Origin of the sequence: Geitlerinema sp. PCC 9228 (genome assembly GCF_001870905.1) — a bacterium.
In the GTDB taxonomy this organism is placed as follows: Bacteria; Cyanobacteriota; Cyanobacteriia; order Cyanobacteriales; family PCC-9228; genus PCC-9228.
Genome location: NZ_LNDC01000095.1, coordinates 106441 through 121200 on the forward strand (window position 1 = coordinate 106441; position 14760 = coordinate 121200).

The window sequence follows — 14760 nt, forward strand, 5'->3', positions numbered from 1 at the left end:
TGTTTTGATAATATTAATTTTTTGGGAAATCGTGGGCAGGCAGTTTCGTCAGTCCAAAGTGCCGGAAATTTTGTCTTTACGGCTTAAAATTGCTGAAAAATAGAGAATTTGCGGTTTTTATTTTTTGTTCAAAAGATTGTTTCCTGGTTTGTCTGGGCTAGCTGCGATTCTCAGCTTTTTATCAAAAAAAAATGAAACCACCAAAACCTAAAGCGAATATTAAAAAATCTAAAGAAATAGAAAGCATTGTTTCCGAAAAACTAATAGTTGCCCATAATTCTTTTCCAAAGTTCATCAAAGTTCATACAATGAACCTATACGCATAGGTATTTATTCTTAATTGGCAATGATGGCAAACGAATTTCCTTGGCTAAGCGCGATTGTTCTATTTCCCCTAATCGCAGCTGCTTTTATCCCCTTGCTTGGCAAATCCGAAACGGAAAGCGTGCGCTGGTACGCTTTAGGCACCAGCTTGGTAGAACTCGGTTTAACCGTTGGTGCCGTTTGGCAAGGATACAACTTTCAAAACACCGGATACCAACTTGCAGAAAGCTACGCTTGGGTCCCGCAAGTTGGTTTTCACTGGTCCCTAGCGATGGATGGTTTGTCCATGCCCCTGGTTTTGCTAACCGCTATTATCAATACCCTTGCTATCTGGGCGGCATGGCAAGTCAACACCAAACCTCGTCTATTTTACCTGCTAGCGCTGATTTTATACAGTGCCCAAATGGGTGTCTTCTTAGCACAAGATTTGTTGTTATTCTTCTTCATGTGGGAAATTGAGCTGGTGCCCGCCTACCTGCTGATTTCCATTTGGGGAGGTCCGAAGCGTCAGTACGCTGCCACCAAATTTATTTTATATACCGCTTTTGCATCCCTGTTCATTCTCGTTGCTGGTTTGGGTTTGGCCTTCTCTGGGGATACCTTCACCCTCGATATTGCCGCTTTAGGAGGGAAAAATTATCCCTTACTGTTAGAACTGCTGGCATATGCCGGATTTTTAATTTCCTTTGGCGTCAAACTGCCGATTTTCCCGCTGCATACTTGGCTACCTGACGCCCACGGAGAGGCTTCTGCACCGGTTTCCATGATTTTGGCGGGTGTGCTGCTGAAAATGGGTGGTTATGCTTTAATTCGCTTCAATATGGAGTTGCTGCCCAACGCCCATTTGTATTTTGCACCGATTTTGGTGGTCTTAGGAATTGTCAACATTATCTATGGTGCCCTAACGGCGTTTGCCCACACGAATATGAAGCGGCGTTTGGCGAGTTCTTCTATTTCCCATATGGGATTTGTGGTGTTGGGCATTGGTTCCCTAACGGATGTGGGCGTTAACGGCGCTATGATGCAGATGATTTCCCACGGGTTGATTGCGGCGATGCTGTTTTTCCTGGCGGGGGTTACCTACGATCGCACCCATACCTTGGCGATGGATGAAATGGGTGGTTTGGCGAAAAATATGCCCAAGGCCTTTGCTTTGTTTACCGCTGCTGCGATGGCATCCCTGGCTTTGCCGGGAATGAGCGGTTTTATTGGGGAACTGACGGTATTTGTAGGGGTTGCTAACAGCGACTTCTTTAGCAGTTCTTTCAAGACGGTGACGATTTTGCTGGCGGCGGTAGGGTTGATTGCTACGCCGGTATATCTGCTTTCTATGCTGCGGCAGGTGTTTTACGGTAAGGAGAAAACCTCTGTGGAGATCCTGTGGCAGGATGCCAAACCCCGGGAAGTAGCGATCGCGATGTGCTTGTTGCTACCCATTATCGGCATTGGCGTTTATCCCAAACTAGCCACTCGCACTTACGATGCCAAAACGGTGGAAGTGGCTGCCGAAGTGCGCAAGGTCTTCCCCGTCTATGCCAACCAACGGCAACCGCAGCTATTTTCTGGCGGCATCTGGGCCCCCAAATTGCCTTCTGACAGTAATATGTTGGGGGTGGTCGAGGTCGGTCGTAATTCCTAGGAGCGGTCAAGGGTGGGAGATTTAGGAAATAAATTTATTTTTCTCTCCCATGCCCCGATGCCCAATTGCCCAACAACCAAACAATGCCAGTGGCTGTTAAAATACGAAAGCTCTCGATTCCTGCTTGATGGATAGGCTTTATGGGCAATACATTTGGGCATTTATTTCGGATTACAACGTTTGGCGAATCCCACGGTGGTGGTGTTGGCGTGGTTTTGGACGGATGTCCGCCACGCATTCCTATTTGTGAGGAAGAGATTCAAAAAGAATTGGACCGCCGGCGACCGGGACAAAGTAAAATTACAACACCGCGTCGGGAAACGGATACTTGCGAAATTCTTTCAGGGGTGTTTCAAGGACAAACCCTGGGAACTCCCATCAGTATTTTGGTAAGAAATAAGGATGCACGTCCAGTGGATTACCAGGAAATGGCGGAAAAATACCGTCCTTCCCATGCGGATGCTACCTACGATGCGAAATACGGCATTCGCAATTGGGCAGGTGGCGGTCGTTCTTCAGCAAGGGAAACCATCGGTCGCGTGGCAGCGGGTGCGATCGCGAAGAAGATTTTACAGCAAGTTGCTGGTGTGGAAATTGTGGGCTACGTGAAACGCATCCAGCATTTGGAAGCGATGGTGGAGAGCGATCGGGTGACCCCAGAGCAGGTAGAAAGCAACATGGTCCGCTGCCCGGATGCCGAATGCGCCCAAAAAATGGTAGATCTCATCGACCAAATTCGCCGTCAGGGAGATTCTATTGGCGGCGTGGTGGAATGCGTGGCGCGCAACGTTCCCAAAGGTTTGGGAGTGCCGGTGTTTGATAAGTTGGAAGCGGACCTCGCCAAAGGAATTATGTCCCTACCAGCGAGCAAAGGGTTTGAAATTGGCTCTGGCTTTGCTGGTACCACTCTCACCGGCAGCCAGCACAACGACGAGTTTTATACAGATGCAGCCGGCAACCTCCGTACCCGTACCAATCGTTCCGGGGGCATCCAAGGGGGTATTAGCAACGGTGAGTCGATTTTGCTGCGCGCGGCGTTCAAACCCACAGCAACCATTCGCAAAGAACAGCAAACAGTCACCACCACAGGCGAGGAAACCACTTTGGCAGCCCGCGGTCGCCACGATCCTTGCGTTTTGCCCAGAGCGGTCCCCATGGTGGAAGCTATGGTGGCTTTGGTGTTGTGCGACCACCTGCTGCGCCAACAGGCTCAGTGCCAGTTACCAGAATCCTTTTAAGGACTTTTCCCAAACCCTATTATAAATTTTTGGTAAAGGTGCTTGGGGTCATCGACGTGCCGCCTCTTGGTATGGCTAATGAGTAGGATAACATGGAAACTGGCACGATTGAGCCTTTCTGGCACCATTGAGCCTGTTGCCCTGTGTCCAGCAGAGACGACTTATGGAAACTTCTCACGACCACCGCTTTTTCGTTCAATTCTGGGGCGTTCGCGGCAGCATTCCCGTTCCTGGCAAGGAAACCGTCCGTTACGGTGGCAATACCTCCTGCGTGCAGATGCAGGTGGCTGGCAAGTGCTTGATTTTTGATGCGGGAACGGGCATTCAGAACCTTGGCAAGCATCTTGCCAAACAGGGGCCCCAAGAACTGTACCTGTTTTTTACCCACTACCACTGGGACCACATTCAGGGATTTCCGTTTTTTACGCCTGCCTTTCAAACTGGCAATTGCCTGCACATTCATGGTGCCGTTCCCAAGGACAATCCTTCTATGGAGCAGCATTTTATGGAGCGGGTACTGCATCCTAACTCGCCGGTCCCTTTAAACGGCCTCATGCAGGCGGATATGAAGTTTTATGAATTTCCCTGTGGTACGAAAAATACCTTTGATGGTATAGAAATTGAGACGGGAGCGCTCAACCATCCCAACGGCGCTATGGGATATCGGGTGACGTGGCAAGGGAAAACGGTGTTTTACTGCACCGATACCGAACATTTCAGCGATCGCTTGGATGAAAACGTCTTGCATTTAGCCCAGGATGCGGACATTTTGATTTACGACGCCATGTACACCGACGAAGAATACCACCATCCCAAATCGCCGCGGATCGGTTGGGGGCATTCCACCTGGCAGGAAGCGGTCAAAATAGCCGAAGCTGCCAACGTGGGACAGTTGGTGATTTTCCACCACGAACCCACCCACTCCGACGAGTTTCTAGACGAGATCGAGGTCAAAACCAAAGCAGCTTTTCCCAACGCTTTACTGGCGCGGGAAGGGTTGCGGTTGCCCCTCCTCTAGAAGCTCCCCTGATGCCCACCACCAATCCAATACTTATGCGCTCGGAACTCTTGCAGCAACTGGTCGCCACCGCCCAACAAGTGCGCTCCATCGAACAGCAAGCTTTTGACGCTGGGATGCCCGTGGCAGCCCTAATGGAAAAAGCCGCCGTTCGGGTTGCCCAGCGCATCCAAATCCTCTACCCCCTCACCGCCTATCCCCGTGTTGGTGTCTTGATCGGACCCGGTCACAACGGTGGCGATGCTTTGGTGGTAGCGCGGGAATTGCACCTACAGGGCTACCAAGTCCGCCTCCACCGCCCGGGCAGCAAACTGAAAGACCTGCCTGCGGCCCACGCCCAATATGCCAAATATTTGGGGATTCAAGAGTATGACGATCTTTTTCCCCTGCGCGAATGCGAGTTTTTGGTGGATGGTCTGTTTGGCTTTGGCATGACCAAAACCGTGCGCGACCCCTACGCCCAAGCGATCGCCCAGGTGAATCAGTGGCCCCAACCCATCGCCAGCATCGATATGCCCGCCGGTTTGCACACCGATACCGGCGAACCCCTAAAAGAAGCCATTCGCGCCGCGCGGACGTTTTGTCTGGGGGTTTGGAAACCAGCTTTCTTCCAAGACCGAGCGCTGGCTTATGTGGGTCGGGCGGAACTGATCGATATTGGTTTGCCGGAAGCAAGTTTTGAAACCGTATTGGGCCACCCCCCGGCCCTGCGGCTATTTACCCCCAATTTGGGGGACATGCATCTGCCCCTGCAACGACCCCAAGCTGCCCACAAGTATCAAATGGGGCATTTGCTGTTGGTGTGCGGTTCCCGCCAGTATACCGGTGCGCCGATTTTGGCTGGTTTGGGGGCACGTCATAGCGGTGTGGGCATGTTGAGCATGGCCGTGCCCCAATCGTTGCAACTGTGGTTGAGCGCTCAAATTCCGGAAGCGTTGGTGGTGGGACTTCCCGAAGACGCAGATACTGGTGCTGCTACCGCCGATCCAAATTTGCTGGAGAAGGTAGGAGCAGGCAAATACCAAGCGATCGCCATCGGACCGGGATTGACTCCCAACGCCAGCAATCTGGTGCAAGAAATGCTCAAAAGCGATCGCCCCATGGTGGTGGATGCCGATGGGTTGAATGTTTTGGCGCAACTGGGTAGCTACCAGTGGCTGCAAGCGCGAACGGCTGCCACCATCTTGACGCCCCACCCCGGCGAATTCAAACGCCTATTTCCCGATTTAACCGACGAACTAGAACGCGATCGCATAATCGCCGCCCAAAAAGCCGCCCAAACCACCGGTGCCACGATCGTCCTCAAAGGGGCCCGTACGGTCACCGCCTATCCCAACGGTCAAGTCTTTTTAAACCCCCACAGTACCCCTGCTTTAGCCCGCGGTGGCAGCGGCGATGTCCTCACCGGATTGCTGGGGGGATTGGTCGCCCACGGAGTTGCCCAATCGAAAGCGATCGAACCCTGCGTTCCCACCGCCGTTTGGTGGCATGCCCTCGCCGGTGAAAAAGCGGCCAGCGAACGTACGGAAATGGGGGTCGATGCCTTCACCCTCACCCAATATTTGCTCCCCGCTATAACCAATTCTGAATAACAACGATGGTTTTGGTCGAAACTCCTTTTCACCGATTGCAGCAAAATGTAACAGATTGCAAAATATAATAAGAAACAGCCAACACTCAGACAACGATAAGGGTTTTCTATTCACATGCGAGTTGCGATCGCGGGAGCTGGTCTGGCAGGTCTTGCCTGTGCCAAATACCTGGCAGATGCCGGGCATACCCCCATTGTTATCGAACGGAGCGACGTTCCCGGCGGCAAAGTAGCAGCTTTCAAAGATAAGGACGGAGACTGGTACGAAACCGGTCTGCATATCTTTTTCGGTGCTTATCCCAACATGCTGCAACTGTTCGGCGAACTGGGTATCGAAGATCGGCTGCAGTGGAAGCAGCACACCATGATCTTCAACCAGCCCGAACAGCCCGGAACGTATTCCCGGTTTGACTTTCCCAACCTACCTGCCCCCATCAACGGCATTATCGCCATTCTACGCAATAACGATATGCTGAGTTGGGGAGAAAAAATCCGCTTCGGGTTGGGGCTGATTCCCGCCATGATTCGGGGTCAGAAATACGTAGAAGAGATGGACAGCTATTCCTGGACGCAGTGGCTGCAAAAGCAAAACATCCCCACCCGCGTCAACCAGGAAGTGTTCATCGCCATGTCCAAGGCGCTCAATTTTATTGGACCGGATGAAATTTCCGCCACCATCTTGCTAACCGCCCTCAATCGCTTTCTACAGGAAAAAAACGGGTCCAAAATGGCCTTTTTGGATGGTTCTCCCACCGAGCGGTTGTGCCAGCCTTTAATCGACTATATTACCCAACGCGGCGGGCAAGTCCGATTGCGCGCCCCTCTCAAAGAAATTTTATTAAACGACGATGGCACCGTGCGGGGATTTTTCATCCGGGGATTGGACGGAGCGTCGGATGAAGAAATCACTGCCGATGCCTATGTTTCGGCGTTGCCAGTGGACCCGCTCAAACTGTTGCTACCGCAGCCGTGGCGAGAGCTACCCTATTTCCAAAAACTGGATGGACTGCAAGGGGTCCCGGTGATTAACCTCCACCTGTGGTTCGACCGCAAACTCACGGATATCGACCATCTGTTGTTTTCTCGCTCCTCCCTGTTGAGCGTGTACGCTGATATGAGCAATACTTGTCGCGGCTATGCCGACCCAGACCGGTCCATGTTGGAGCTGGTTTTGGCCCCTGCCGCCGAATGGATTGGTCGGTCCGATGAGGAGATTATTAACGCTACCATGGAAGAGCTGCAAAAGCTGTTTCCCCAACATTTTACCGGGGAGAACCGCGCCCAACTGCGCAAGTACCACGTGGTGAAAACGCCGCGTTCGGTTTACAAAGCCACGCCGGGGCGGCAAGCCTACCGACCTAACCAGCGCACCCCCATCGCCAATTTCTATCTGGCTGGGGATTTTACCATGCAGAAGTATTTGGCCAGTATGGAAGGTGCTGTCCTATCTGGTAAGCTGACAGCAAGGGCGATCGCTGAAGACTTACCCGTAACAGCCGCGCCCCAAAAGCAGGACGCCATATCCTCCTAATCCTCAAGGGGAGCTTCCCCAGAGAGTGGCGTGGCTGCGCTAGCACAGCCGCTTCGCTCTCAGCGAAGTCTCCCCATCTCCGTTCGCTCGGTGATGCTTGGAACCACAATAGATAAAGATAAGCCTTTGAAAAGCGGAATGCCTACCCAGAGCGGGACGTCATTAATGTTGCAATTAAGCGATAGTACCCAAACCCAAGCTTCCCCGGAAGAAGCTTACAAACAATGTCGCCACGTGACCGCCAAGTATGCCAAAACCTTCTATTTAGGGACGCTGTTAATGAACCCCGCCAAGCAGCGTGCCATTTGGGCAATTTATGCTTGGTGCCGTCGCAGCGATGAGTTGGTGGACGGTCACCATGCCGAGGTTGCGACCTCGGAAAGCTTGGACCGTTGGGAAGAGCAACTGGAAGCAACGTTTGCCGGACATCCCCAAGATATCTACGATCTGGCGTTGTGGGATACCATCCAGCGTTTCTCCCTAAACATCCAGCCTTTTCGAGATATGATTGCCGGACAGCGCATGGATTTGCATCGGGTGCGCTACGAAACCTTCGAACAGTTGAAGCTGTACTGCTATCGCGTGGCAGGAACGGTAGGGTTGATGTCGCTGGATGTTATGGGAACCGATTTGAGCGGCGACGGGGCCCCTTGGCGGCAAAACCAACTGCAATCTTCTCCGGTGGAAGAAGCGATCGCGTTGGGAATTGCCAACCAACTGACCAATATTCTCCGGGATGTGGGAGAAGATGCCCGGCGCGGGCGCATTTACTTGCCTTTGCAGGAGCTAGCCCAATTTGACTATACCGAAAAAGACTTAATGCAGGGCGTGGTCGACGATCGCTGGCGAGCCCTGATGCAATTTCAAATCCAGCGGGCGCGGGAATACTACGCTCAAGCCGAATACGGCATTAGCCGGTTAAGTCCGGACGCACGTTTCCCGGTTTGGGCAGCTTCCATGCTGTACAGTCAAATTCTCAATGCCATCGAACGTAACCAGTACGATGTTTTCTCCCGTCGCGCCTTCGTTTCCAAACCCCGGAAGCTCCTTGCCCTGCCCGTAGCCTACATGCGATCGCAAGTTTTGTCTTAACCCACTTCCGCTGAAAAAGGACGGACGCCGCTAGTATCGATACCAGCCACCAGTTCGGCAATGGTGCGACCGCTCAGCGGTTCTATCCAATGGGGGGCAATTTCCGCTAAAGGCACCAACACAAAAGCTCTTTCCGCCATGCGGGGATGGGGCAGTTGCAAGTGGGACGTTTCCACAATCCGCTCATCAAACAGCAACAAATCCAAATCCAGAGTTCGCGGTCCCCAAACTTGTTCCCGTACCCGCCCAAACCGGCGTTCCACTTCCAAAAGCCAATCCAGCAACGCTTCTGGGGAGTCACGATCTACCTGCAACAGGGCGCAACTGTTGGCGTAGTCGGGTTGCGGCGGTCCCACGGGGGCAGTGCGATACTGGCTGGAAGCCGCCACCACAGAAATCCCCGGCTGCCGGTCGCAAACCTCTAGGGCTTCTTGCAGGGTACGGCGAGAATCCCCCAAATTGCTGCCCAAGGCGATCGCGGCTTGCGAGACCATTACTGCCCATCCCCTGACGATTCTTCTTTTTGGTGGGATACTTCCACCACCGTATGTACGTTGCCCCGAGGATTGAAATCCCCTTGAATCGTTGCCTCCCACGGGTCGCAGGCAGCTACAAAATCGTCCAGAATTTGATTGACCGCTTCCTCGTGGGCAATATAGCGATCGCGATAGCTGTTAATATACAGCTTCAACGCTTTCAACTCCACCACCCGTTGGTTGGGCGTATACGTTAAATAAATCGTCGCAAAATCGGGATACCCAGAAAACGGACACTTGCAGGTAAACTCCGGCAAGGTAATATTCACCTGATAGCGACGACCGGGGCGAGGATTGGGAAACGTAACCAGTTCCCCTGCCGCAATTTGGCGTTCCCCATACTTCAATTTGGCTTCAGCTTCTACTTGTTCGGTAGCCATCGTGGCGCGATCTGATTCCATGGTTGTACGATCTATCTGCTTGCCTGGTAGTTTTGCAAAACGTTACAGCAACCAGCGAACCTGCCGCAGGCGCTTACAATCGAAGTAGAGTCGAGTCACTTTCGCCAACCACCTATCATGGATACTTTAGCATACACCCAGCTAGTGCTGGCATGGGAAAATCCCTCCCAACTCACCCTCCAGCTACACCTGCAGTTTCCCAAACTGAGCAACCAAGCCTTCCTTACCTTCGTTCCCCTTATCTTTGCCGCCTGCTGGTTGGGAGGCACCCAACCCAGTTGGGCGCTTTTGCAGCCGGGAGATACCGGTGACGAGGTGGTCCAATTGCAAGACCGCCTGGCCGAACGCGGGTATTTCAACGCCCGTTCCACTGGTTATTATGGCGAAATTACCGCAACCGCCGTCCGCCAGTTTCAGGCTGACAACAGTCTCCCCGTTGATGGCATTGTTGGGACTTCCACGGAAGCGGCATTAAACCTCACCACCAGTAATACGCCCCCTACCCAAACGGCATCGGACATCCTGCGCCAAGGATCGCAAGGGGAAGCAGTGCGGAACCTGCAAAATCGCTTGCGGGAATTGGGCTATTTCAACGCCCCAGCGACAGGATACTATGGCGAAATTACCGCAACCGCCGTCCGCCAATTCCAAGCCGATAGTGGTTTGAGCGTTGATGGTATTTTTGGTGCCAGAACCCGACGCGCCCTTTTCGGTGGCTCTAGTAGCCTTACTCCTGCGGCATCTTCTCCCAGGAGAACGACCATCCCTTTGCGTCAGGGGGCGCGGGGAGAAACGGTGGTCCGCTTGCAAAACCAGCTCCAACAGTTGGGATATTTCGATGGTCCGGCGACGGGATACTACGGTAGGCTGACGGCGGATGCGGTGCAGCGGCTTCAAACTGACCGGGGGATGACCCCCGATGGCATGGTGGGGCAGCAAACCCAAATGGTCCTGCAGCAAAATGCCCCAACCCCCTCGGTGGCAATGGATACCAATTTGTTGCAGCGGGGCAGTACGGGAGAAGCGGTGGCGCAACTGCAAGACCAATTGCGCCAGCTTGGTTATTTGCAGGCAGAATCTACTGGATTTTACGGTCCGCTAACGGAAACGGCGGTGGAGAGCTTTCAGCGCGATCGCAATTTGAATCCAGATGGTGTGGTGGGGAACAATACCCAAGCAGCCCTAAATCGCGCCTTGTCGGGAAGCGTTGCGGCATCTTTTGGTAGCGGGGCGCGCCTGTTGCAGCGAGGCAGTACGGGAGCAGCAGTAACGCAATTGCAGGAGCAATTGCGCCAGTTGGGGTATTTCCAAGCCAACGCTACTGGATTCTATGGAACTCTAACCGAAACGGCTGTCAGACGCTTTCAGTCGGCACGGAACCTGCGCGTTGATGGCGTTGCTGGTCCCAACACGCAAGCGGTCTTGTTCCAAACCTTGGCTTCCGCAGCTACCCCAACGCGCGGCTAGCTAGGCAGCAGCTAACTCCTGGTCCCGATCGATGGCCCAGTTGCTGTAGTTAGCGATCAACTTGTGCATCATGCTTTGCTTCATCCGCAAGAGAATGCTTTTGAGCAAGCTGTTGCCTGCGGATTGAATCGTGGCTTTGGGGAAAAATGAGATCGGTGGTGGTAGGTACATTTTCAATCCCAACTCCGCACCACCACTTAGATAGGTTTGCCCGTTTTTGGTACAAGGGGTGGTATAACCGCTGACTTGTAATTGAAAGTGGTTTTTCAGGTCAATGCCCCGCAGCTGGCAATCGATAGAACGCAAACACAAGGTGCCATCTTGCTGCGCCCAAATCTTCAAGTCTACAATGGGCTCGATTTGCAGCATGAAGAACTTCAAAGGCTTCATTTTTAAACGATAAACATCTTTGCCGATCGGTTCCACCTGAGAAGAATCGCCCAAAGCGCGTACCACTTGTTGGGGTTGGCGCAGATAGTCGGAAATGGGATAGGGACGTTGGGGTACTTCCAACTCCACGGCCTGGGAGGCATAAAATTTACTATACATAACCTATTTTGTGAAAAGTGTTTTTTCCGCAAGAGACATTTCAGCAATGGTAGCTAGCAAGGATATGAAACTAACCTACCAGGCACTTGGCCCGCTGGCAAGCCAACGCTAGGTTTGAATGGCTTGTTCGTTTGCGGAAAATACCGAAGCTTCAGCGTCGCGTTGGGTTTGGTTTTGCAACGCCCACTGCCGGTAGTCTGCCACAAAATGATGGGTCAAACGCTGCTTCATGGTCAGCAAGACGCTTTTGAGCAGTCCGTTGCCTGTGGTTTCCAGCATGGGTTTGGGGGTCATGTTCAGCGGTGGCGGTACTTCCACACAAACGCTGAGTTCGGCTCTACCGTTGAGGTAGGTAATGCCATTTTCTTCTTTTTCCGGGGCGAGTTTGCCAATTAAATCCAAAGAAAAGCGGCGGTTGATGTATTCTACCCCGCGAATTTCGCAGCCTACCGAGGCTAGGCGCACCACACCGTCGGCGTTTGCCCAAATCCGCATGTCTACAGTAGGTTGAAGTCGCAGGGACATAAAATCCAACGGACGCATTTTCAAACGAAAGCATTCCGCCGAAAGCCGTTCGGTACGGCTGGGGTCTACCAAGGCTTTTACCAGCCGCTGCGGCTGGCGCAGGTAGTGCTTGACGGAAATCCCTACTTCTGGAACCGCGATATTAACCGTTTGCGTGGCAGAAAATTTAGTAAGCATGGACGAATAGGCGGTAAATCCGATCGTGTATGTTTAAAATGGTGCCTTGATTTCTCTGTTTTATGATAGCGTTTCTTTACATTTTTTTACAATGCTTAGAAAAACAGGTTCATAAATAGCAGCGATCGCCAACGCCTTTTTAGAAAGATCTGGCTAGCTCCCAAGGTCGTTGGCGCGATCGCTTCTCAACTCATATCCTACTGTATTTCTGAGAAAATCGAATCAAGGTAGCCCCAATATCGAAAAAATTATTGACATTTAGCCGGTAGCAAGATGTGGTATTGTTGCTTGCTATCTCGTGGCTGGATGTCAGGAAAACCAGATCGAGACCAAAGTTCATGAATCCATCCATCGCCTATTTGGGACCGCCGGGAACCTATACCGAAGCCGCGACCCTGGCTTATGCCGAATACCTGCAGCAAACCCACGGATGGTCATCTCAGTTGACTCCCAGGGCGACCATTGCCCAAACCCTACAAGCCGCGGCCGCTCAAGAGGTGGCTTATGCCGTCGTTCCCGTAGAAAATTCCATCGAAGGGGGCGTTACCGTTACCCTAGACACCTTATGGCAACTAGAGTGCCTGCAAATTCACAAAGCCCTGGTTCTGCCCATTACCCACAGTTTAATTTCCCGCGCCAGCGAGCGGGAACGCATTACCAAAGTATACTCCCATCCCCAGGCCCTTGCCCAATGTCAGGGCTGGTTGGCGAAACAGCTACCGCAAGCCGAGTTGGTTGCTACCCCATCCACCTCCGAAGCTGTGTTGCATGCCAAAGAAGATACTTTGGTAGCCGCGGTTGCCTCCATCAGAGCCGCCCAGCTGTACGGACTGCCAATCCTAGCCCAAGCCATCAACGACTATCCGGAGAACTGCACCCGATTTTGGGTAGTGAGCGCCCACAGCGGCAACCGCGGCAGCCATACCTCCCTAGCATTTAGCCTGCCAGCCAACGTTCCGGGAGCTTTGCTCAAACCCCTGCAGGTATTTGCCCAACGGGGAATTAACCTATCGCGAATCGAATCGCGACCCACCAAGCTAGCACTGGGAGAATATTTGTTTTTTATCGATTTGGAAGCCGACAGCCACCAAACAACCGTACAATCTGCCCTCGAAGAAATTCGCGGGTATACCGAAGTTTTAAAACTCTTTGGCAGTTACGATGTTTTATCCGTACAGCCTTTGGCCGCGCCCCCAACGCTATAAATCATTCTTAACAGGATTCATTCCGAAGAAAATGTATCCTTAAGCACCGTACGCGCCGCCAGATGGTTGCGCGTGGAAGTTAAAATTTCTTCTTCCCGTTCCAAACGGGCTTTGGTATCCTGCAACTCCAGCAAAGCCTGCTGTTCGGAAGCAGCGCCGTACAAATTGCTAGCAATCCAGAAAGACAGCTCCCGGGGCAGAGAAGGAATATCTTCTGGCAAGTCAATGGATTGGTCCATCAGCTTGCTAGAGAGGCGAACCACATCTTTCAGCAGCAATTCCACCTGCTGGGCCATAGGTTCCAAATTTTCTTGCGGGGTTTCGTCGTCAATCCATTCCACCAACCCAACCCGGTAAGGATACTCGCGGACGTACTCCAACACCCGAAACCGTTGCTGCCCCAAGGTTAGCATTTTCATGCGGTCGTCAGGCAGGCGCTGGTAGTTGGCGATTTCCGCACAGCAGCCTACCCGGGCCGCTTCGTTGCGAGCAGGGTCCCACATGAGGACCCCAAACCGACGGTCGGTTTGCAAAATGGTGTTCATGAGAATGCGATAGCGAAATTCGAAAATATGTAAAGGCAGGGGTCTGCCGGGAAACAGAACCACTTCCGGAAGGGGAAATAACGGGAGTTCCCGAACTGCAATGGAAGAAGAGGGTGCCATGATTTCTTAAGCTTACAAGTAGACAACGCTTCCTTATCCCTACTTTAGCAAAACCCGCAAGAATCCTCCGCTGCAATCAAAGATTTGAAGCGTGAGATGAATTGCGGCAACAACTTATGGTATAGCGTTTATGGTGAGTGCAATTCATTCTCGCCAAAAGCTAAAGGAAATACCCTGAAGCGTGGGCGAGGCAAGGATTCAACCCCTTGACAACTGGGTATCCGAGTGCGATTCGTTCCCAGCAAAAATGGAAGGATAACATCCTGAAATGTGGGTGGGGCAAGGAACACAACCCCAAAAGGCCATGTACCATGCAACTGGGTATCGAGTGCGACTCCGCTCTCGCCAAAAGTGGAAGGAAAAACTCCTGAAACGTGGGCGGGGCAAGGGACACAAGCCCACATGGGAAGTGAATCTTGCAACTAGATGTCGATGATGGTGAGAGTCCATCCCACGAGGTGTATTGTGTGAAAGCACTTCCCCCACCTATGAGACTGGTTATCAACTGGGTGAAGCGGGGATGAAAGGAGGTTAAGCTTGGATCCAAACAAGTATCCCTTCGAGCAAGTGCCTACGGATAGACAACGAAGTCATGTTAGAAGCGTTGTTACTAACGGGACTGAAACAACGAACGAAAATCAATCAAGCTAAAATGTAGAGGAAATAGGCATTTCACGTTGAGGTTCCTCCCATAAAGAAACAACGCCCGCAGCTATGTCCCCTTGTTTTGAGAGATGGTGCCGACGTTTCGATGATTGTTTTTCTACATCTGCTCAAAAACAGGGATTTCGGCACGATTTGT

Annotated in this window: 13 protein-coding genes; 8 read left to right on the plus strand and 5 right to left on the minus strand. The window is 52.3% G+C overall.

Features of this window, described 5'->3' with window-relative positions:
* Positions 1-349 precede the first annotated feature (349 nt).
* From AS151_RS08875 to AS151_RS08900, 6 genes are all read left to right on the plus strand, one after another.
* Entirely contained in the window at positions 350-1963 is a 1614-nt protein-coding gene (locus AS151_RS08875) for an NAD(P)H-quinone oxidoreductase subunit 4 (RefSeq protein WP_071516681.1), read from the plus strand.
* Positions 1964-2103: 140 nt separating this feature from the next.
* The gene (gene aroC, locus AS151_RS08880; RefSeq protein WP_071516682.1) at positions 2104-3201 is read left to right on the plus strand and encodes a chorismate synthase; all 1098 of its coding nucleotides are present in this window, start codon (positions 2104-2106) and stop codon (positions 3199-3201) included.
* 163 nt (positions 3202-3364) lie between these two features.
* On the plus strand, positions 3365-4219 hold the full coding sequence (locus AS151_RS08885; RefSeq protein WP_071516683.1) for an MBL fold metallo-hydrolase: 855 nt from the start codon (positions 3365-3367) through the stop codon (positions 4217-4219).
* A 35-nt stretch (positions 4220-4254) separates the two neighbouring features.
* The gene (locus tag AS151_RS08890) at positions 4255-5811 is read left to right on the plus strand and encodes a bifunctional ADP-dependent NAD(P)H-hydrate dehydratase/NAD(P)H-hydrate epimerase (RefSeq protein ID WP_071516703.1); all 1557 of its coding nucleotides are present in this window, start codon (positions 4255-4257) and stop codon (positions 5809-5811) included.
* A 114-nt stretch (positions 5812-5925) separates the two neighbouring features.
* The gene (pds, locus tag AS151_RS08895; protein ID WP_071516684.1) at positions 5926-7341 is read left to right on the plus strand and encodes a 15-cis-phytoene desaturase; all 1416 of its coding nucleotides are present in this window, start codon (positions 5926-5928) and stop codon (positions 7339-7341) included.
* A 165-nt stretch (positions 7342-7506) separates the two neighbouring features.
* A complete protein-coding gene (locus AS151_RS08900) occupies positions 7507-8433 on the plus strand; it encodes a phytoene synthase (RefSeq protein ID WP_071516685.1) in 927 nt (308 codons plus the stop codon).
* On the opposite strand, the gene folK is transcribed toward AS151_RS08900, so the two are convergent.
* Positions 8430-8927, minus strand: a complete 498-nt coding sequence (folK, locus tag AS151_RS08905; protein WP_071516686.1) for a 2-amino-4-hydroxy-6-hydroxymethyldihydropteridine diphosphokinase — start codon at positions 8925-8927, stop codon at positions 8430-8432. The genes AS151_RS08900 and folK overlap by 4 nt on opposite strands.
* Positions 8927-9370: a preQ(1) synthase gene (gene queF, locus AS151_RS08910; protein ID WP_071516687.1), complete on the minus strand. Its 444-nt coding sequence runs from the start codon at positions 9368-9370 to the stop codon at positions 8927-8929. The genes folK and queF overlap by 1 nt, the downstream gene beginning before the upstream one ends.
* A 117-nt stretch (positions 9371-9487) precedes the next feature.
* Between queF and AS151_RS08915 the strand changes: the two genes are divergently transcribed.
* A complete protein-coding gene (locus tag AS151_RS08915; protein ID WP_071516688.1) occupies positions 9488-10837 on the plus strand; it encodes a peptidoglycan-binding protein in 1350 nt (449 codons plus the stop codon).
* Here AS151_RS08915 and AS151_RS08920 read toward each other — a convergent pair whose 3' ends face one another.
* Positions 10838-11386: a DUF1997 domain-containing protein gene (locus tag AS151_RS08920; protein ID WP_071516689.1), complete on the minus strand. Its 549-nt coding sequence runs from the start codon at positions 11384-11386 to the stop codon at positions 10838-10840.
* 108 nt (positions 11387-11494) lie between these two features.
* Positions 11495-12088 (minus strand): DUF1997 domain-containing protein, encoded by a 594-nt coding sequence (locus AS151_RS08925; RefSeq protein WP_071516690.1) that lies wholly within the window; start codon positions 12086-12088, stop codon positions 11495-11497.
* Positions 12089-12426: 338 nt separating this feature from the next.
* Here AS151_RS08925 and pheA point away from each other — a divergent pair, with 338 nt between their 5' ends.
* Positions 12427-13293 carry a prephenate dehydratase gene (gene pheA / locus AS151_RS08930; RefSeq protein WP_071516691.1) on the plus strand — a complete coding sequence of 289 codons (867 nt, stop codon included), beginning with the start codon at positions 12427-12429 and terminating at the stop codon, positions 13291-13293.
* 17 nt (positions 13294-13310) lie between these two features.
* Here pheA and AS151_RS08935 read toward each other — a convergent pair whose 3' ends face one another.
* Positions 13311-13958: an LON peptidase substrate-binding domain-containing protein gene (locus tag AS151_RS08935; protein WP_071516692.1), complete on the minus strand. Its 648-nt coding sequence runs from the start codon at positions 13956-13958 to the stop codon at positions 13311-13313.
* Positions 13959-14760: the final 802 nt, after the last annotated feature.